Origin of the sequence: Salinicoccus kekensis, from assembly GCF_900220995.1 — a bacterium.
GTDB lineage: Bacteria > Bacillota > Bacilli > Staphylococcales > Salinicoccaceae > Lacicoccus > Lacicoccus kekensis.
On record NZ_OBQF01000001.1, the window covers coordinates 502120 to 519009 of the forward strand.

Below are 16890 nucleotides of genomic sequence, written 5' to 3' on the forward strand. Positions count from 1 at the left end.
ATAAAAACTGCCCTCCGGTGATGGATCGCCGGAGGACAGTTTCATCTTTATAAGAAATCGCTGATGCTGAAGCTCTCGCTGAAGGCGAAATTATCTGATGTGATCACACGTTTCAGCACATAGGCGACGGTCTTTTTATTGTATAGTTTGTTGGTTTCCTTATACTTCTGAAAACGGGCGACATCAGGAAAATCTTCCTCTTCCGAAGTCCTGATTTCCTGCTGCATATCCGTGTCGATGATCCCCGGCCTGAAAGTGGCACTGAAAATCGGGTATTTCAACCTGTCCATCTCGAGCCTCAAAACGTCACTGACCATGTTCACGGCTGCTTTCGAACTGCAGTACGCCGCCCATCCTTCAGTCGGATTCAGTGCAGCACCACTTGAGACCGTGAGGATCCTCTTTGCACCTTGATGATCTTTGAAGTGGTTGACGAACCCTTTCATGAAGAGTGCAGGTGCAAGGACATTGACCTTATAATTATTCAGGAAGCTTTCAGCATCGATGTTTGCGACCGACTTCACCGGATCGACGATTCCGGCATTATTGATCAAAAATACTTCGTCGCCGGGTTCAGGGACAATGGAAGCGAAAATTTCATCCACGGACTGCTCCAGCCTGCTCTCATCAAGGAAATCGATATGGAAAGCCTTATGTAAGGGGTACTCCGTCTCCACTTCGCTGCGTGAAATGCTGATGATTTTGTCTTCCTGGAACATCTCGAGCAGTGCATTGCCAAGACCCCTGGATGTCCCTGTAATGAATACATATCTCATTCAAATCTCTCCTTACTATAGTATAAAAAAAGAGATTAGGATGTCCTAATCTCAATGTTTACAATTTAAGCTCCGAGTTCCGGATAGCCGTATGTAAGTATAGTAGCCACCGTAAAGAAACCGAATGTCAAAGTTGCGGCTATACTGAATACAACAGCCAGTATATTCCTTGCTCTAAGTGCACCGACGATGCCCCAGATTGAAAAGGCAGTGACGATGATCATCAGCAATGCGAACGCATTCAGGCCGATACGGATCGTTACGCCGCCTATTTCAAATAATTCTCCTGTGTCTAAGAAAGGCATAGTATTTTAACCCCCCATATTTCTCTTTAAGCTCATTGTTATTGTATAATTAATATTGTACCATGTCTAGAAGAATTTTAGGGAGTGGTTATATATGAATGTGAAAACTTTATCGCTGGGCATGCTCGGCACGAACTGCTATGTGTTGTCGAATGGAGAGGAAGTATTGATCATCGACCCTGCAGCTGAGGCTGAGGTGATTTTTCATGCCGTGGAGGAGATTGGACTGCCGGTATCGGGCATCCTGCTGACCCATGCACACTACGATCATATCGGTGCATTGGATGCTGTCCATGAGAAGTACGGTGTGGACGTCCATATGGACAGGGACGAAAGGGAATGGATCAGGGACCCTGAACTCAATATGTCCGCAAAACGCGCCTCCATGGGCATCGAGCCAATTAAGAGTGATATCAGCCCCGTCATTTTGAGTGAAGGTCCGTATTCCATCGGCAGCTTCAACTTTGAAATACTACATACGCCCGGACATTCCCCCGGAAGCCTGAGCTTTTATCTCAGGGATGACCAGAAGGTGTTTTCAGGCGATGTACTGTTCAACGGCGGTGTCGGAAGGACTGACCTGCTGGAAGGCAGCTTTGCTGTGCTGAGGCGCTCGATCAAGGATAAGCTCTTCCGGCTGGAGGACGATACGGTGGTGTATCCGGGCCACGGCATGGAGACATCGGTGAAAAATGAAAAAGCGACAAATCCGTATATATATTAATAAAAAAGGTTCAAACCCTCGGGTTTGAACCTTTTTTGTTTTAGCCGAATGTCGGCTCCATAATAAATGTCGTGTAGTATGTAAATCCAACGAAGAAGAACACCAGATATGCTGCAAATACATACATATACATTCTCTCTGTCAATTTCATATATCCAAGTAGAATGAAGAATCCTGTCTGTGCAAGGAAGAATAAAGTCATCATCATCATATCTCCCACATAGAACAGAATGGTAAACATCGCTGTCCAGAAACCTAAAGTTTTAAATACCTTATCCATAGGAACAGTCCTTTCATCGAGGTGATAGTTATAAACATTTCATCACTATCAATTATAAGTAAAGAATTTAGTAAAGTAAATAGGCTTTATATTAAATGTGCTGTCAGTTAATTACATAATACTATAATAACCCTCATTTATATATACAGAATTGAAAAAACTGCGGAATTAACTCAGAAAAGATCAAAATCGCATTTTTAAGGCATATATATAGTAGGAGGGTCATTTATGAAAAATAAAATTATTGATATTTTGGAAAATGCTAAAAAAGGCCAGGCGACGGACGTCCATATCATCCTTGAAAGCGACTGCGGAAAAGTGAGGTTCCGGCAAAAGGGCATAATGAAAGATTTCATGGAAATTACAAAAGATGAATTCAAGCGTATAGTGAACTATTTAAAATTCATAGCTGAACTCGATATCAATGAACATAAGATCCCTCAAAGTGGTAAGACATCGATGCAGGTGAATGATGAGGAGCTGGCAATCAGGGTCAGCACATTGCCTCTCACTTTAATGGATGAAGTCGTCGTCATCAGAATTTTGGATTCTCTGGCCAAGCGGCAGGGCAGGTCATTATTTTTAAACGACGCAGAATTTGACTTCTTTAAAAAATATATGCAGTTATCCCAGGGCCTCATCCTGTTCACGGGACCGACCGGCTCCGGGAAATCCACACTCATGTTCAATCTGCTCAATGAAATTGTAAAGGAAGGCACACGGCAGGTGATCAGCATTGAAGACCCTGTGGAATATGAAATTGACGGCATGGTGCAGGTGGAAATCAACGAAAAAGCGGATATATCATATGCACCTTTACTTAAGGGTGCCTTGAGGTGTGATCCGGATGTGTTGATGTTCGGGGAGATCAGGGATAAGGCCATTGCAAGGGAATTGATACGCGCGAGCCTCTCAGGTCATCTTGTATTCAGCACATTCCACAGTAAATCCGCCATCAGCACCCTCAGCAGGCTGAAGGATTTCGGTCTCTATGAGGAGGAATTGAAACAGAGCATCTCCCTTATCGTCAATCAGAGAATCCTTCACTCGGATGCTGAAAGTTTCATCATATATGAATTTTTAACTGCATCACAGATTAACGATTACTTGATGGGCAGGCAGGTGGAGTACGCGAACCTAAACGACCGGCTCATCTCATTAAAAAATGAAGGATATCTTGATCATGAAAAGTTCATTTTTTACAGTCAGAAATTCCAATAAACTTGGCAGTTACGATGCTCACTTCCTCTTGAAATTGAGCACTCTGATGAACAGCGGTTTTACGATGTACAATGCATTGAAATTTTTACTCGAACAGTATGATGTCCTGAAACAAGGTACTAAAGAAGAGGCGGGACGGATGATAGACGAGGGGGAAAAACTCAGTGAGATACTGAAAGTACTTGGTTTTGGCAAATCCATCATCATGCAGATCGCTTTTGCAGAAATTCATGGAGAGATGATAAATAATTTAAAAGAATCATCACTTTATCTGGAGAATAGGAGGGCGACAGTTTCGAAGCTGATCAAAGCGGTCCAGTATCCTGTGGTGCTGATCAGCATATTCATAGTCATGCTGGTCGTATTGAATTATACCGTCATCCCTCAGTTCCAATCCTTGTATATATCAGTCGGTGCTGAAGCAGATGGGGTGGTGAGCATACTCACGCTCCTGCTGGAAATTCTGCCCGGTGCAGTGATGGTTTTATTGACCGGGGTTGGCGCCATTGCATTTCTCATCTATGTAATCATCAAATATACACCTGTTGAAAGTCAGTTGAAAGTCCTGCTCAAATTTCCCCTTGTGAAGTTCTATGTCGTCAATTATCACACTTACCGCTTCTCCAGGGAATTCGGTTATTTCATCAATAACGGACTTGAAGTGAAAGAAATTATAACATTATTTAAAAATCAATCGTTGAGCGTCCATTTAAGTTACATTGCTTCACTCATCGAAAATGATCTGAACCGGGGAGACTCCCTCTCTGCAGCTGTCAGCCATATTCCTGCACTCGATGATAAGCTTGCAACATTCATCAGCCACGGAGAACTGAACAGCGAAGTCGGCAAAGAGCTGATCATTTTCAGTGAATATACGCTTGAAAAGATAATAATGAAAATTGAAAATTTGACTAAAAGAATTCAGCCGGTGATATTCACTGTATTGGGTGTCCTGATCGTCTGTCTTTACCTGGTGATCGTTTTACCCATATTTCAAATGATGTCGGTCGTCGGTTAAAAATGGAGGATTTAAATATGAAGAAATCATTTATGAAGAAGATCATTAAAGATGAAGAGGGATTCACATTGATAGAAATGCTTCTGGTGCTCCTCGTCATTTCAGTGTTGATTATACTCATCATCCCAAATATTGCTGCCCAAAGTTCAAATGTACAGGACACCGGGTGTGATGCACAGGTGAAAATGGTTCAGAGCCAGGTCGAAGCGTACACGTTGAATGAAGGGTCGGATCCTGCAAATATCGGTGCCCTCGTGACCGGTGGATATATAACAAGTGAACAGACCACTTGTGCGAACAATGTTCAAATCGTGGTGACAAATGGTCAGGCACAACGGGCAGCTTCAGGGAACTAGCGGATTTACAATGATGGAAATGATGCTGACACTGGCTGTCGTCAGCATCATTTTGCTGATATCCGTGAGCGCACTTCCCGACTATGATGTATTGAACACCGATGATGAAATCAGCAATATATCCTATTTCTTCAAAGCGGCCCAGACCAGGACGATATATGAGGAGTCTGCCCATATCGTCATGATGGATCATGAGAACAATCAGTTAATTGCAAGGTCTTCGGAAGGGGGCGATGCTTACGTTTATACCCTGACCGCCTGCACGTTATCTGCCAACGGATTGAAGAGGTTCATGTACATTGCTTCAGGAGATACAAACGCTTTTGGAACAGTCAATTTGAAATGCCGGGGGGAGGATGTGCGTTTTGTGTTTCAGATCCAAAAGGGCCAGTTCAGAATCGAAAGATGAAGGCTTTCTGCTTGCTGATTCATTATTGTCACTGATGATGCTCGGCATCATCACCAGCATACTTCTGCCTGCCTTGATCGTTCTGGTGCAATATGACATCAAGACGAAAGAGCAGCTGGAATTCAACAGGCAGCTGTTCATTGAGCTGAAAGCATATGAAGATTTTGATGCATTCAAAACTGAAAATGAAATTTATATTGTCAGACAGGATGAGATATGTGGTAAATCGAAAGAAGAATTATGCCTCCGTTATCAGGAATGAAGGATTCAGTTATATTGAGGTGTTATTTTCACTCTCAATCATCAGCATGATCGCCTTTATACTGCCCGGTGTGTTTGGTGTCTTCTCCCAGCTGAAGATGGTGGATGTAAATCTGGACGGTGATATACTCGTAATGGATATCATCGAAGCTTCCAGGGATGCAGAAGAAATCGTCACAAACGGAAGGGACACGATCGCTTTCGAGACGGAAAGAGGTCTCGAAGAGTACAGATACCGTGATTCAAGAATCATCAAGAGCATTGACGGCAAGGGCTTCATCACCATGCTGTTCGACGTGGTGGAGTGGAAGATCTCAAACGACGAAGGTGCGGTGAGTCTAAAGATAAAGACGAACGGGGAATTTGATGAAACGATTATTATTAGAAAATGACGGATTTATCAGTTTTTCACTTTATATAGTGTTGATTTATTTGATTACCGTGTACTTTCATTTTTATAATAGATATATGATGATCATAGAAATCAGGACCAACCTGATATTGACTTATGAAAACTCTATCCATCAAATAATCGGAATAAGGTGAAATGATGATATTGACAGGTTTTATGGGCAGCGGCAAGACGACCGTCGGCAGAAGGCTCGCGGAAAGGTTGAAGAAAGAATTCATCGATCTCGACCATTACATCGTTGAAAGTGAAGGGCGGCCGATCCCTTCGATTTTCGAGTCGGAAGGTGAGGCGGGTTTCAGGGAAATCGAAAAGGAGTCGTTGAAAAAAATCATCAAAAGCACTGATGCCGTCATCTCGACGGGCGGCGGCATCATTACATATGAGGAATCGAGATCCCTCCTTAAGAATAACGGACATCACACGGTGTATTATCTATCCGCACCTTTTGATGCATTATACGACCGGATCAAGGACGATGAAAATAGACCGATGCTGAAAGGGGGCTATGATGCGGCGAAAGCCCTCTATGAATCCCGCATAGCTCACTATGAGGCGGCATCCCATTATGCGGTCGATGCCTCACTGTCAGTGGAGGAGACGGTTGAAATCATAGAAGATCTCGAAAAATCGACGGAAGAATAGTTTAATTGACTGTATTACTTGCCTACCATTTCTCATTATTGGTATAATACAGTAGTGTACAGAATAACAGTTAAATCAGCGTATGATCAATACTGGAGAGCACGTTGAATCGTCGCCGAAGGAGCAAGCCGCCAGGTGAATCTCTCAGGCAAAAGAACAGTATTGTGACGCAATCCTGAAGATCATTCAACAGGGCAACTGGGCAGTTGTTCTGTTTTAACTATTTTAAGGAGGAATATCAATGGCAGAATTGAAAAAAACACCGTTGAACGAGTATTATCATGAAAGTGGTGCGAAACTTGTGGATTTCGGCGGCTGGGAAATGCCGGTCCAATTCTCAAGCATCAAGGAAGAACACAACGCAGTAAGGGAAAATGCTGGAATATTTGATGTCAGTCACATGGGTGAAATCAAAGTATCCGGTAAAGAAGCTGTGGAATTCCTGAATCATGCATTGACAAATGATATTACAAAATTGACTGATGAAAAAGCGCATTACACTTTCCTGTGTAATGAAAAAGGCGGCGTCATCGATGACCTCGTAGCTTATAAAATCGGTGAAGATGAGTATCTTCTTGTTGTCAACGCGGGCAACACCGATGCGGACTTCGAATGGCTGAATTCAATCGAAGGTTTCGACGCGAAGGTTGAAAACGTTTCTCCTGAATATGGCCAGATCGCTGTTCAGGGTCCTAATGCAAGAGAAATGGTGCAGAAGCACGTTGAAGAAGACATCAGCGGCATCAAGATGTTCGGCTTCAAAAAAGATATCTCAGTCGACGGCAAAGAAGTCATCCTTTCCCAGTCAGGCTACACAGGTGAGGACGGCTTTGAAATTTACTGCAAGAGCGAAGATACTTTAGACCTTTGGAAACTGTTCAAAGAAGAAGGCGCAGTTGAATGTGGTCTGGGTGCCCGTGACACTTTAAGACTTGAAGCAGGCCTGCCGCTCCATGGTCAGGATCTGACTGAAGAAATCACTCCGATCGAAGCGAAAATGGGCTTTGCGGTTAAACTCGACAAAGGTGACTTCATCGGTAAAGACGTACTTCAGAAGCAGAAAGAAGAAGGCGCATCCCGCAAACTTCAAGGCTTTGAAATCACCGGCAAAGGCATCGCACGTACCGGTTATGAAGTATACGACAAGGAAGGCAACCAGGTCGGCGTCGTGACAAGCGGTACACAGTCACCGGCTTCAAAACGTTCAATCGGTTTTGCAATGGTTGATACCGACTTCCACGAAATCGACAAAGAGTTCGTCATCAAAGTAAGAAACAAAGATGTGGATGCCAAGTTCGTCAAAACACCTTTCCACAAAAACTAAATCCACGCATAATAAAAGCAATTCTCCGTAAAGGAGAATTGCTTTTATTTGTTTTTGGATTTTATTTTACCGGTCCACTTGTTGATGCCGTTCTTCAACATGTAGATGTCCGTATACCCTTGTTTCCTCAGCATTCTTGCAGCCCTGATGGAAAGCCTTCCGTTCTGATCGTAAAGATAGATCGGCTTATCTTTTCTGAGTGAGTTCATCTTCATTGAAAAGTTCATCATCGGGATGTTTCTTGCACCGATGATATGACCATGTTCAAACTTCTCCTTCTCACGTAAATCCACCAACTGCACTTTGCGCATATTTTGTTTAAATTCATCTTCTGACAGGGCTTTGACATTCTTAATGTTCCGAAGCCCATTTATTAATAATATTGCTATAAGTACAACCAATATGATTAATATTATTAACCAAGTGTCCACTTCTTGTCCTCCTCGTAAATTCATACACATATAATATTATAATTAACTTTCGATCACTTTTAAAGGGTAAAGTCATTGCAGGTGCCGAGCAACGGCAAATGGCGCGGCCGGGGCGATGAAAAAACCGCCGGGAGCTTTCCGGGCGGTTTCATCAAATCATTTCTTCTTTTTGTATTTTCTTTTTGATTTACGCACAGCCCGCCTGTACTGCCTCTGGCTCGGCGTCAATATGAAGAAATAATACACCGCATACAGCACTGCACCGAGTACAAGAATGAATATCAGGGAACTGACGATCATATTCAGAACCATATCCAGATTGAACAGTAAACCGACAACCGCGATTGCTATAAATAAATATAGAAGAATCTTCTTCAAGCTTTTTCCCTCCGTACGAGTTGATTGAATGAATGGATTGCAACCTCGACCTGATCGTCTTGAGGCTGTTTCGTCGTCAAATACTGCAGCCATAATCCGGGGAGACCGAGCCATTTGAGAACCGGTATATCCCTCAGCTTATTGGTGAGCTGCAGGACTTCAAAAGATAATCCAAGAACCACCGGTATGAGGAGTATCCTGTTGATGATCCTCACGTAGAAGGGATCGACCGGAACGAACATGTAGACGACGAAACCGACCAGGACGGTGAAGAGTATGAATGAACTGCCGCATCTGTAATGCAGTCTCGAGCTGCTCTGTACATTATCGACCGTGAGGGCTTTATCCGACTCATATGCATTGATCACTTTATGTTCCGCACCATGATACTGGAAGAGCCTTTTGATCATCGGCGTAAATGATATCGCATAAATGTATCCGAGCAGGAGCAGCAGCTTGAAAAATGTCTCAAGCGCGACCTGGCCGAAATGTCCGGTGATGATGCCTGAGAACATTTCTGCAACAAATACCGGTATGAGCGTGAAGAGAAATTTACCCACCAAAAAGGAAAGTATTGCGACAATCACCGTGGAAACGACGATTTTGGCCGTATTGGCAGACTGTTTTTCCGATTCGATCTTCACATCATCCTCAGGATCCCTTTCGAACCGGTCCGTGGCATATTCCATGTGTTTCATCCCGTATACGGACGATTCTATGATGGCCACGTTGCCCCTCAATATTGGTATCTTCTTTAAATTCTGGATCCATTTCTTCTGCGGGCGTTCCATTTCAAAATATTCGATTTCATCATTTGTCCTCCGTATCGCAGTCACCATATTGCTCGTGGACTGGAACATCACACCTTCAATGACAGCCTGGCCGCCAAATTTTGCTTTTTCCATAATTTACGCCACTATCCTCATTAATAAAATTCACTGACATCATTCAGTGCGGAAATACCTTCTTCAATGATGCTGAAATTGTTATCCTCTGCACCATTTCTGATGACTTCAAGGGCCTGTGGAATCTCCTCATGAGCCAGTTGGATGGAATTGTGCCTTCTCATCAAAGTGTCATTCAATTCGATATCACTGACTTCCGATTCATAAGTGCTGATGGTGTCCTCAATATTGCGGATGATGGAATCAATGTCATCATCCACTTCATCAATGTCCCCGTCCTGCCGGATTTCTTCAATCACAGTGCCAAGAGCTTCCAGTTCCCCGGTCAGGGAAGCAGAATATTCGTCAATGACAGTTATGTATGTCTGGACATTCTCATCATTCTGTGAGGTTTCAGCCTGGGAGATTTCATTTTCTATGATTTCGAGTCTCTGTTTATTTCTTTCGAGCTCCACCGATTCCGTCTGCAGCACTTCCACGAGCTCTTCCTTCTGCTGTTCGGCAGAAGCAAGTTCATCTTCGGGCGACGGTCCGCCGCATGAAGTGAGAATAAATATAAATGTACTTATAAACAATAATTTTTTCATACGCTGACTCCCTAACATCATTTTATTATTTTAACATGTTATGTCATACTTATAAATGAAAAAGGATCTTAATTACTGTAAAATACATTTTGAGGTGAAAACATGATTAAAATCGATAAAGTTCGGGAATTGATCGATTCCGAAGGGATTGATGCCCTGCTCGTGATGAGTGATTACAACAGAAGGTACCTTTCCGGTTTTACAGGATCGAGCGGGGCCGTGGTCATCACGAAAGATGATAAATACCTGATATCGGATTTCAGGTATGATGCCCAGGCACGGGAACAGGCACAAGATTTCGAATTCGTATTACAGAAGAAGGGGCTGCTTGATTTTCTCATTCAATTTCTGGAGGAGAAAAATTTAAAAGTCGTCGGATTTGAAGGGGCTCATGTAAATTATAATACATACAGCCGGCTTCAGGAAAATTTCGAGCTGACACCTCTGACGGATGAAGTCGAGAAAATCAGAATGTACAAGACGTCGGATGAACTTCAGCTGATCAAAAAAGCATGTGAAATCGCCGATGAATCATATGAATTCATTCTGAAGTATGTGCAGTCCGGCATGACCGAACTCCAGGTGAAAAACGCGCTTGAAAGCCATATGACCAAACTGGGTGCAAGCGGTGCAAGTTTCGATACGATTGTTGCAAGCGGCTACAGAGGTGCACTTCCGCACGGAGTGGCTTCGGATAAGATCATCGAGACCGGCGATATGGTCACATTGGACTTCGGTGCCTATTATAAAGGCTATGCTTCCGACATCACGCGGTCATTTGCAGTCGGCGGTGTCAGCGATGAAATGGAACGCATATACAATATCGTACTCGAGGCACAGCTCAAGGCACTGGACCATGTCAAAACCGGGATGACGGGATCGGAAGCCGACAAGGTGGCCCGGGATGTCATCACGGAACACGGCTACGGTGAAAACTTCGGCCACTCCCTCGGCCACGGCTTCGGACTGGAAGTGCATGAAAGGCCGGCTCTTGCAAAGAGCAGCGATACTGTACTTGAGGAAAACATGTGTGTCACGATCGAACCGGGCATATATGTAGAAGATCTCGGCGGTGTCAGGATCGAGGATGACTGCCTCGTCACCGGCGACGGCCTGAAAAAACTCACACACAGCTCCAAGGAACTGTTCATTTTATAATTTTACTATAGGAGGAAGATTAAATGATCTCAGTAAATGACTTCAAAACAGGTTTAACGATAGAAACGGACGGCGGCATATGGAGGGTGACGGACTTCCAGCACGTCAAACCCGGAAAGGGCGCGGCATTTGTACGCAGCAAGCTGAAGAATTTAAGAACCGGCGCCATCCAGGAAAAGACTTTCAGGGCAGGCGAGAAAGTCGGACGGGCACAGATTGATAACATGAAAATGCAGTATCTGTATGCGGATGGCGACAGCCATATATTCATGGACAATAATTCATACGAGCAGGTGGAGCTTCAGGCTTCCCAGCTGGAGCACGAACTGCAGTTCCTGAAAGCGAATATGAACGTGACCATCATGATGTACGGCAATGAAACGCTCGGCGTTGAACTGCCGAAGTCTGTAGAACTTGAAGTGATTGAAGCAGAGCCCGGCATCAAAGGCGATACCGCTTCGGGTGCTACTAAAGCGGCGACGCTGGAAACCGGCATCACAGCACAGGTGCCGTTGTTCGTCAACCAGGGGGACAGCGTGATCGTCAGCACTGAAGACGGCTCATACTTGTCCAGAGCTTAAAAGCAGAGAGTTCTCTGCTTTTATTATTTTCACTTGAATTGGTATGACCACTGAAGTAGAATTATAGAAAGAAATTTTCTTAAGGAGTATTGCTATGAACTTTGATGATCTTGATAAATTAATTGAACGCATGGAAAAAGCTTCCCTGTCCGAAATATCCTATAAGGATGGCGAAGTCGACATTAAATTGAAAAAAGAAATGCAAAAAGAAGTGGTGGAGACGCCTGCCCAGCCGGTACCGGCCGCCCAGCCGACCGCTAAGGCTGCCGAAGCGGCACCGGCTGAGAAAGACGGCGTGCTTGTTAAGGCACCAATGGTGGGAACGTTCTACAAAGCACCTTCTCCTGAATCCGATCCGTTCGTCAGTGTCGGGGATAAAGTGACGAATGAGAGCGTGGTCTGCATTTTGGAGGCCATGAAACTGTTCAATGAAATCCAGGCAGAAACTTCCGGTGAAATCGCAGAAATTCTCGTTGAAGACGGGGAAATGGTTGAGTACGATCAACCATTGTTCAGGATAATATGATTAAAAAAGTACTCGTTGCCAACCGCGGTGAAATTGCAGTAAGGATCATACGTGCATGCAGTGAGCTTGGAATTGAATCTGTCAGCATCTACTCAGAAGCGGATAAGGACAGTCTGCACCGGAAGATTGCCACTGAATCCTACTGCATCGGCCCGAAACTCTCAAAAGACAGTTATCTGGATATGATCAGCATCATCACAATTGCCAAGAAGACCGGCTGTGATGCGGTCCATCCGGGCTACGGATTTTTAGCGGAGAACAGCGATTTTGCAGAGATGTGTGAATCATCCAACCTCATCTTCATCGGTCCGATGTACGAGACGATTGCGCTGATGGGTGTCAAAGACGTGGCTAAAAACACGATGGAAAAAGCAGGCGTCCCGACAGTGCCGGGCAGTGCAGGTGTCGTCCAGTCGATTGAACATGCAAGGGAAGTCGCCGGGGGTGTCGGTTATCCGGTCATCATCAAGGCGAGTTACGGCGGCGGCGGGAAAGGCATCCGTGTTGCACGCAATGAAGAAGAGCTGATTCAGAATTACAAGATGACGGAACAGGAGGCCGAGAGTGCATTCGGCAATAAGAGCCTCTATATTGAGAAATATATTGAGAATTTCCGCCATATTGAAATACAGGTGCTTGGGGACTATCACGGGAACGTGGTCCATCTCGGCGAACGGGACTGCACCGTGCAGCGCCGTATGCAGAAGCTTGTCGAGGAGGCGCCGAGCCCGGTGCTCACGGAAGATAAACGCCGTGAAATGGGCGAGACGGCGGTGAGGGCGGCCAAGAGCATCGATTACATCGGTGCAGGCACGATCGAGTTCATCTATGACCTGAATGATGATAATTTTTATTTCATGGAAATGAATACGCGCATCCAGGTTGAGCACCCTGTCACGGAAATGATCACGGGTATCGACCTTGTTAAAATGCAGCTCAAGATCGCCATGAGGGAAGAGATCCCTTTTAAGCAGGAGGATATCAAATTCAACGGTCATGCGATTGAATACCGCATCAATGCAGAGAACCCTTCAAAGAACTTCATGCCTTCCGCCGGTAAAATCACCAATTACATCACTCCGGGCGGCTTTGGTGTCAGGATGGACACAGCTGCCTACAGCGGCTACACCATCCCTCCATATTATGATTCGATGATCGCCAAACTGATCGTGCACAGCGATTCAAGGGAGGAAGCCATCAATATTTCCAAAAGGGCGCTTGGAGAGTTCATAATCGACGGTATCGATACGACGATCCCGTTCCATATGAACCTGCTCAAAAATGATGACTTCATAAATAATAACTACAATACAAATTTTTTAGCTGAAAATGATATCATGGTATAATGGTATCAAGAGGTGATGTCAGTGAAAATTTCAACCCAAAATTCAAATCTGGGTGCTATCAATATTTCGCCTGAAGTCATAGAGGTCATAACGAGCATTGCAGTGACCGAAACCCCGGGTGTGCACAGTCTGCAGAACAACTTCGCGAGCGGTAATATAGAAAAGCTCGGCAAGAAGTTCCGTGGACGCGGTGTCAGGGTCGACCTGAAAGACGATGAAGTCATCCTTTCGATTTATGTCGCATTAAAAGAAGGTGTGAATGTTCATAAGGTCGCTGAGAATATTCAGTCCAACGTTAATCAGACTCTGCACACCATGCTGGAGCAGCAGGTCAAAGAAATCAATGTTCACATCGTGAACATCATTAAATAGAAGATAGATTGGTGTTATTTATGAACAGACATGAACAGCGAAAGAAAATATTTCAAATATTATTCCAGCTCGATCACGATTTGGTCTCGCTTGAAGAGACCGCCTTCCATAACCTTTTTCAGGAGCAGGAGTATATGAAAGGTGTGGTCAACCACTACATCAGCAATAAGGAAACCGTGGACGGCCACATCAGCAAACACTTGAGTAATTACACCCTGGAGAGGATATCCAAGGCTGAAAGAAACGTTTTGAGGATGGCGGTGGCGGAACTGCTTCTTCAGGACTCCCCGCCGAAGGTGATCATCAATGAAGCGGTCAGGATCGCAAAACTATACGGCGATAAGGACAGCCATAAATTCGTGAACGGCGTACTTAAGAACTTCCCTGAGTTTTTTGCAGAAATGGATGATGATCGTGATGGAAAGTAACAAATATCTGTCTGTGAAGGCCTTGACAAAATATTTGAAATATAAATTTGACCAAGACCCGTATTTACGACGGGTCTTTGTTACAGGTGAATTATCCAACGTCAAACATCATACGAACGGCCACTTATATTTTGCTTTAAAAGACGGCCACTCGGTGATCAGGGGCGTCATGTTCAAATCTTCTGCAGGGAAGCTTTTATTCGAGCCTGAAGAAGGGCAGAAAGTGCTCATACAGGGACGGATCAGTATATTTGAAATGAACGGCCAATATCAGATCTATGCGGATGATATTCAAATAGACGGTATTGGCCAGCTTTTTGAGCAGCTGGAAAAAGATAAAAAGGAACTTGCCGGAAAAGGGTACTTCGACAGCGAGCATAAAAAGGTCATCCCGAGATACCCGCAGCATATCGCGATCGTCAGTTCGGCCACGAGTGCTGCAGTGAAAGATATGATCACCACGTTCGAAAGACGGTATCCCCTCGTCCGGCTTACATTGATTGATACGCTTGTGCAGGGCTCGGGCAGTATGCAGGATGTGCTCACCAACCTCAAAAAAGCGGACAGCCTGGGGGCGGATGTCATTCTGCTTGCACGTGGGGGCGGCTCGATTGAAGACTTATGGACATTCAATGAAAAGGAAGTCGCCATGGCGGTCTTCAACACCCGCACGCCGGTCGTCACAGGGGTCGGCCATGAAACGGATACCACACTTGTGGATTACATCTCCGATTTAAGGGCACCGACACCAACCGCAGCTGCAGAATTAACCGTCCCATTCCATCATGATATAGTGGAGAAGCTGAGGGAGACTGAACTTAAGCTCACCCGCAACCAGATACAGGCGATCCAGTACAGGAAGCAGGCGCTCCTGTCGCTTTCAAATTATTATAAGTTCAAAACACCGGCGTTGCTTTACGACCAGCAGACAGAGCGGCTCATGGTGCAGAAAGATAGGCTTGCAGGTAATTTCAACCGGCATTTCAGGGAGCATGCATACACCCTGAATCAGATGAAGTCAAATATCGGCCATCTATCCCCGATGCCTGCAATCAATAATGGGGGCAAACAGCTGGCGGGCCTCCGCGAGGATTTGGACGATGCGATGAGGATGGTCAATCAGAACCTCCGGCAGAAATTGTTCAACCGGCTGGAAATACTGGATTCACTAAGCCCGAGCGCTGTATTGAAACGCGGTTATTCCTACACTGTCAAAGACGGCGGTGTGGTGAAAAACGCCGGTGACCTCCGGGAAGGTGAGACGATCACCAGCCATTTCCATAAAGGCAATATAATCTCGAAAGTTATAGAGGTGAACGAAGATGAATGAGCAAAAAACTGAGACTTTTGAAGAGAAGATGAAACGACTTGACGAAATCGTCCAGGAACTCGAAAAAGAAGAGGTCCCGCTTGAAAAGTCCCTCGAACTTTATAAGCAGGGTGTGGAGCTTTCCCGGGAATGTGAGCGCATATTGAAAGATGCAGAACTGAAAGTGGAAACTTTAAATAAGGATACGGATAATGAAAAATAACATTGAAGAATACTTGAAAAAAATAGATGAAATCATTTTATCCCATCTTGGCGGGAATCATATTTCAGGCACCATTGCGGAAGCGAGTAGATATTCCATCAAATCGGGCGGTAAAAGGTTCAGACCGTATTTGTTGTTTGCTGCACTGGATGCTTTTTCGATTCCGTTGGATAAAGGCTTGAAAACCGCAAGCGCCATCGAGATGATCCACACCTACTCACTGATCCATGACGATCTGCCCGCTATGGATGATGATGATTTAAGGAGAGGGAACCCGACCAATCATAAAGTTTTCGGGGAAGCGGCAGCGATACTCGCCGGAGACAATCTTCTGACTGAATCCTTCCATTTAATCGTAAATGATGAAAAACTCAGTGGAGGAACCAGGCTGGAACTCGTACGGATCATAGCAGATTCAGCTGGGCAGAATGGAATGATCGGCGGACAGATGCTGGATATCGAGGCGGAAAATGAAGAGATCACTTTCGAAGAATTGGAAACGATTCATAAATACAAGACAGGCAGGCTGATCAGCGCTCCTGTTCATGCTGCAGTGACTATTGCAGAGGCCGACGCGGAAACTGCCTCACATCTTTTGAGGTTTTCCGAGTATCTGGGAATCATTTTTCAGATCAGGGATGATATACTGGATGTTACAGGCGATGTAAAAGTGACAGGGAAGAACACCGGAAGCGATGCGCGGAAGGATAAAGTCACCTACGTCAGCGCCTTCGGTCTCGAAGGTGCAAAAGAACGGATGGAGCAGAAAGTGTCACTCGCGGAAGCGGAGCTGGACGCTGTAAAGAGGACAATCGACATCACCGAGCTGAAAAACGTCCTGAACAAATTTGCAATAAGGGATAATTGAATTAATTTCACTTATTGTATTCTTAGATACTGTTAGTGATGTTATAATTG

General features: G+C 44.8%; 25 protein-coding genes and 1 riboswitch. Of the genes, 18 read left to right on the forward strand and 7 right to left on the reverse strand.

Annotated features, from left to right (window positions below; genetic code table 11):
• Nucleotides 1-47: 47 nt before the first annotated feature.
• Entirely contained in the window at nucleotides 48-776 is a 729-nt protein-coding gene (locus CRN96_RS02450) for an SDR family NAD(P)-dependent oxidoreductase (RefSeq protein ID WP_097038775.1), read from the reverse strand.
• A 65-nt stretch (nucleotides 777-841) separates the two neighbouring features.
• On the reverse strand, nucleotides 842-1081 hold the full coding sequence (locus tag CRN96_RS02455; RefSeq protein ID WP_097038777.1) for a DUF2759 domain-containing protein: 240 nt from the start codon (nucleotides 1079-1081) through the stop codon (nucleotides 842-844).
• A gap of 94 nt (nucleotides 1082-1175) precedes the next feature.
• Between CRN96_RS02455 and CRN96_RS02460 the strand changes: the two genes are divergently transcribed.
• The gene (locus tag CRN96_RS02460; protein ID WP_097038779.1) at nucleotides 1176-1805 is read left to right on the forward strand and encodes an MBL fold metallo-hydrolase; all 630 of its coding nucleotides are present in this window, start codon (nucleotides 1176-1178) and stop codon (nucleotides 1803-1805) included.
• Nucleotides 1806-1845: 40 nt separating this feature from the next.
• Here the strand turns inward: CRN96_RS02460 and CRN96_RS02465 are convergent, their stop codons facing one another.
• Complete coding sequence (locus CRN96_RS02465; protein WP_097038781.1) at nucleotides 1846-2085, reverse strand: DUF2626 family protein; 240 nt, start codon at nucleotides 2083-2085, stop codon at nucleotides 1846-1848.
• A gap of 228 nt (nucleotides 2086-2313) precedes the next feature.
• Between CRN96_RS02465 and comGA the strand changes: the two genes are divergently transcribed.
• From comGA to gcvT, 8 genes are all read left to right on the forward strand, one after another.
• A complete protein-coding gene (gene comGA / locus CRN96_RS02470; RefSeq protein ID WP_097038783.1) occupies nucleotides 2314-3306 on the forward strand; it encodes a competence type IV pilus ATPase ComGA in 993 nt (330 codons plus the stop codon).
• Nucleotides 3269-4324: a competence type IV pilus assembly protein ComGB gene (comGB, locus tag CRN96_RS02475; RefSeq protein WP_097038785.1), complete on the forward strand. Its 1056-nt coding sequence runs from the start codon at nucleotides 3269-3271 to the stop codon at nucleotides 4322-4324. Before comGA ends, comGB begins: the two co-directional genes overlap by 38 nt.
• A 17-nt stretch (nucleotides 4325-4341) precedes the next feature.
• The gene (comGC, locus tag CRN96_RS02480) at nucleotides 4342-4680 is read left to right on the forward strand and encodes a competence type IV pilus major pilin ComGC (protein ID WP_097038786.1); all 339 of its coding nucleotides are present in this window, start codon (nucleotides 4342-4344) and stop codon (nucleotides 4678-4680) included.
• Entirely contained in the window at nucleotides 4646-5089 is a 444-nt protein-coding gene (locus tag CRN96_RS02485) for a prepilin-type N-terminal cleavage/methylation domain-containing protein (protein ID WP_097038788.1), read from the forward strand. Before comGC ends, CRN96_RS02485 begins: the two co-directional genes overlap by 35 nt.
• A gap of 25 nt (nucleotides 5090-5114) precedes the next feature.
• Nucleotides 5115-5351 (forward strand): hypothetical protein, encoded by a 237-nt coding sequence (locus CRN96_RS02490; RefSeq protein WP_143544272.1) that lies wholly within the window; start codon nucleotides 5115-5117, stop codon nucleotides 5349-5351.
• The gene (locus CRN96_RS02495) at nucleotides 5308-5742 is read left to right on the forward strand and encodes a hypothetical protein (protein ID WP_143544273.1); all 435 of its coding nucleotides are present in this window, start codon (nucleotides 5308-5310) and stop codon (nucleotides 5740-5742) included. Before CRN96_RS02490 ends, CRN96_RS02495 begins: the two co-directional genes overlap by 44 nt.
• A 155-nt stretch (nucleotides 5743-5897) precedes the next feature.
• On the forward strand, nucleotides 5898-6404 hold the full coding sequence (locus CRN96_RS02505; protein WP_097038817.1) for a shikimate kinase: 507 nt from the start codon (nucleotides 5898-5900) through the stop codon (nucleotides 6402-6404).
• An 82-nt stretch (nucleotides 6405-6486) separates the two neighbouring features.
• Nucleotides 6487-6574: riboswitch (glycine riboswitch) on the forward strand.
• A gap of 71 nt (nucleotides 6575-6645) precedes the next feature.
• Entirely contained in the window at nucleotides 6646-7728 is a 1083-nt protein-coding gene (gene gcvT, locus CRN96_RS02510; RefSeq protein WP_097038819.1) for a glycine cleavage system aminomethyltransferase GcvT, read from the forward strand.
• A gap of 44 nt (nucleotides 7729-7772) precedes the next feature.
• Here gcvT and CRN96_RS02515 read toward each other — a convergent pair whose 3' ends face one another.
• The 4 genes from CRN96_RS02515 to CRN96_RS02530 form a co-directional block, all read right to left on the reverse strand.
• Nucleotides 7773-8183, reverse strand: a complete 411-nt coding sequence (locus CRN96_RS02515) for a rhodanese-like domain-containing protein (RefSeq protein WP_097038821.1) — start codon at nucleotides 8181-8183, stop codon at nucleotides 7773-7775.
• A gap of 132 nt (nucleotides 8184-8315) precedes the next feature.
• Nucleotides 8316-8537 carry an SA1362 family protein gene (locus CRN96_RS02520; RefSeq protein ID WP_097038823.1) on the reverse strand — a complete coding sequence of 74 codons (222 nt, stop codon included), beginning with the start codon at nucleotides 8535-8537 and terminating at the stop codon, nucleotides 8316-8318.
• Nucleotides 8534-9442 carry a DUF1385 domain-containing protein gene (locus tag CRN96_RS02525; RefSeq protein WP_097038825.1) on the reverse strand — a complete coding sequence of 303 codons (909 nt, stop codon included), beginning with the start codon at nucleotides 9440-9442 and terminating at the stop codon, nucleotides 8534-8536. Before CRN96_RS02525 ends, CRN96_RS02520 begins: the two co-directional genes overlap by 4 nt.
• 20 nt (nucleotides 9443-9462) lie before the next feature.
• On the reverse strand, nucleotides 9463-10029 hold the full coding sequence (locus tag CRN96_RS02530; protein ID WP_097038828.1) for a hypothetical protein: 567 nt from the start codon (nucleotides 10027-10029) through the stop codon (nucleotides 9463-9465).
• Nucleotides 10030-10131: 102 nt separating this feature from the next.
• Here CRN96_RS02530 and CRN96_RS02535 point away from each other — a divergent pair, with 102 nt between their 5' ends.
• The 9 genes from CRN96_RS02535 (at nucleotide 10132) to CRN96_RS02575 (ending at nucleotide 16840) form a co-directional block, all read left to right on the forward strand.
• Entirely contained in the window at nucleotides 10132-11187 is a 1056-nt protein-coding gene (locus tag CRN96_RS02535) for a M24 family metallopeptidase (protein ID WP_097038830.1), read from the forward strand.
• Nucleotides 11188-11210: 23 nt separating this feature from the next.
• Entirely contained in the window at nucleotides 11211-11768 is a 558-nt protein-coding gene (efp, locus tag CRN96_RS02540; protein ID WP_097038832.1) for an elongation factor P, read from the forward strand.
• 94 nt (nucleotides 11769-11862) lie between these two features.
• Entirely contained in the window at nucleotides 11863-12294 is a 432-nt protein-coding gene (gene accB, locus CRN96_RS02545) for an acetyl-CoA carboxylase biotin carboxyl carrier protein (protein WP_097038834.1), read from the forward strand.
• Complete coding sequence (gene accC / locus CRN96_RS02550; RefSeq protein WP_097039671.1) at nucleotides 12294-13640, forward strand: acetyl-CoA carboxylase biotin carboxylase subunit; 1347 nt, start codon at nucleotides 12294-12296, stop codon at nucleotides 13638-13640. Before accB ends, accC begins: the two co-directional genes overlap by 1 nt.
• Nucleotides 13641-13655: 15 nt before the next feature.
• Entirely contained in the window at nucleotides 13656-14012 is a 357-nt protein-coding gene (locus CRN96_RS02555; RefSeq protein WP_097038836.1) for an Asp23/Gls24 family envelope stress response protein, read from the forward strand.
• 20 nt (nucleotides 14013-14032) lie between these two features.
• Nucleotides 14033-14440: a transcription antitermination factor NusB gene (nusB, locus tag CRN96_RS02560; protein ID WP_097038838.1), complete on the forward strand. Its 408-nt coding sequence runs from the start codon at nucleotides 14033-14035 to the stop codon at nucleotides 14438-14440.
• A gap of 13 nt (nucleotides 14441-14453) precedes the next feature.
• Complete coding sequence (gene xseA / locus CRN96_RS02565) at nucleotides 14454-15770, forward strand: exodeoxyribonuclease VII large subunit (protein WP_245844547.1); 1317 nt, start codon at nucleotides 14454-14456, stop codon at nucleotides 15768-15770.
• The gene (gene xseB, locus CRN96_RS02570; protein WP_097038842.1) at nucleotides 15763-15972 is read left to right on the forward strand and encodes an exodeoxyribonuclease VII small subunit; all 210 of its coding nucleotides are present in this window, start codon (nucleotides 15763-15765) and stop codon (nucleotides 15970-15972) included. Before xseA ends, xseB begins: the two co-directional genes overlap by 8 nt.
• Nucleotides 15962-16840, forward strand: coding sequence for a polyprenyl synthetase family protein (locus tag CRN96_RS02575; RefSeq protein WP_097038844.1), 879 nt, complete (start codon nucleotides 15962-15964; stop codon nucleotides 16838-16840). Before xseB ends, CRN96_RS02575 begins: the two co-directional genes overlap by 11 nt.
• Nucleotides 16841-16890 lie beyond the last annotated feature (50 nt).

What these genes read in the sequence shown, in the direction of transcription:
- CRN96_RS02450 (WP_097038775.1), bottom strand. Translation starts at nt 776, where the DNA reads ATGAGATATGTATTCATTACAGGGACATCCAGGGGTCTTGGCAATGCA.
- CRN96_RS02455 (WP_097038777.1), bottom strand. Translation starts at nt 1,081, where the DNA reads ATGCCTTTCTTAGACACAGGAGAATTATTTGAAATAGGCGGCGTAACG.
- CRN96_RS02460 (WP_097038779.1), top strand. Translation starts at nt 1,176, where the DNA reads ATGAATGTGAAAACTTTATCGCTGGGCATGCTCGGCACGAACTGCTAT.
- CRN96_RS02465 (WP_097038781.1), bottom strand. Translation starts at nt 2,085, where the DNA reads ATGGATAAGGTATTTAAAACTTTAGGTTTCTGGACAGCGATGTTTACC.
- comGA (WP_097038783.1), top strand. Translation starts at nt 2,314, where the DNA reads ATGAAAAATAAAATTATTGATATTTTGGAAAATGCTAAAAAAGGCCAG.
- comGB (WP_097038785.1), top strand. Translation starts at nt 3,269, where the DNA reads ATGAAAAGTTCATTTTTTACAGTCAGAAATTCCAATAAACTTGGCAGT.
- comGC (WP_097038786.1), top strand. Translation starts at nt 4,342, where the DNA reads ATGAAGAAATCATTTATGAAGAAGATCATTAAAGATGAAGAGGGATTC.
- CRN96_RS02485 (WP_097038788.1), top strand. Translation starts at nt 4,646, where the DNA reads ATGGTCAGGCACAACGGGCAGCTTCAGGGAACTAGCGGATTTACAATG.
- CRN96_RS02505 (WP_097038817.1), top strand. Translation starts at nt 5,898, where the DNA reads ATGATGATATTGACAGGTTTTATGGGCAGCGGCAAGACGACCGTCGGC.
- gcvT (WP_097038819.1), top strand. Translation starts at nt 6,646, where the DNA reads ATGGCAGAATTGAAAAAAACACCGTTGAACGAGTATTATCATGAAAGT.
- CRN96_RS02515 (WP_097038821.1), bottom strand. Translation starts at nt 8,183, where the DNA reads ATGAATTTACGAGGAGGACAAGAAGTGGACACTTGGTTAATAATATTA.
- CRN96_RS02525 (WP_097038825.1), bottom strand. Translation starts at nt 9,442, where the DNA reads ATGGAAAAAGCAAAATTTGGCGGCCAGGCTGTCATTGAAGGTGTGATG.
- CRN96_RS02530 (WP_097038828.1), bottom strand. Translation starts at nt 10,029, where the DNA reads ATGAAAAAATTATTGTTTATAAGTACATTTATATTTATTCTCACTTCA.
- CRN96_RS02535 (WP_097038830.1), top strand. Translation starts at nt 10,132, where the DNA reads ATGATTAAAATCGATAAAGTTCGGGAATTGATCGATTCCGAAGGGATT.
- efp (WP_097038832.1), top strand. Translation starts at nt 11,211, where the DNA reads ATGATCTCAGTAAATGACTTCAAAACAGGTTTAACGATAGAAACGGAC.
- accB (WP_097038834.1), top strand. Translation starts at nt 11,863, where the DNA reads ATGAACTTTGATGATCTTGATAAATTAATTGAACGCATGGAAAAAGCT.
- CRN96_RS02555 (WP_097038836.1), top strand. Translation starts at nt 13,656, where the DNA reads ATGTCAGTGAAAATTTCAACCCAAAATTCAAATCTGGGTGCTATCAAT.
- nusB (WP_097038838.1), top strand. Translation starts at nt 14,033, where the DNA reads ATGAACAGACATGAACAGCGAAAGAAAATATTTCAAATATTATTCCAG.
- xseB (WP_097038842.1), top strand. Translation starts at nt 15,763, where the DNA reads ATGAATGAGCAAAAAACTGAGACTTTTGAAGAGAAGATGAAACGACTT.
- CRN96_RS02575 (WP_097038844.1), top strand. Translation starts at nt 15,962, where the DNA reads ATGAAAAATAACATTGAAGAATACTTGAAAAAAATAGATGAAATCATT.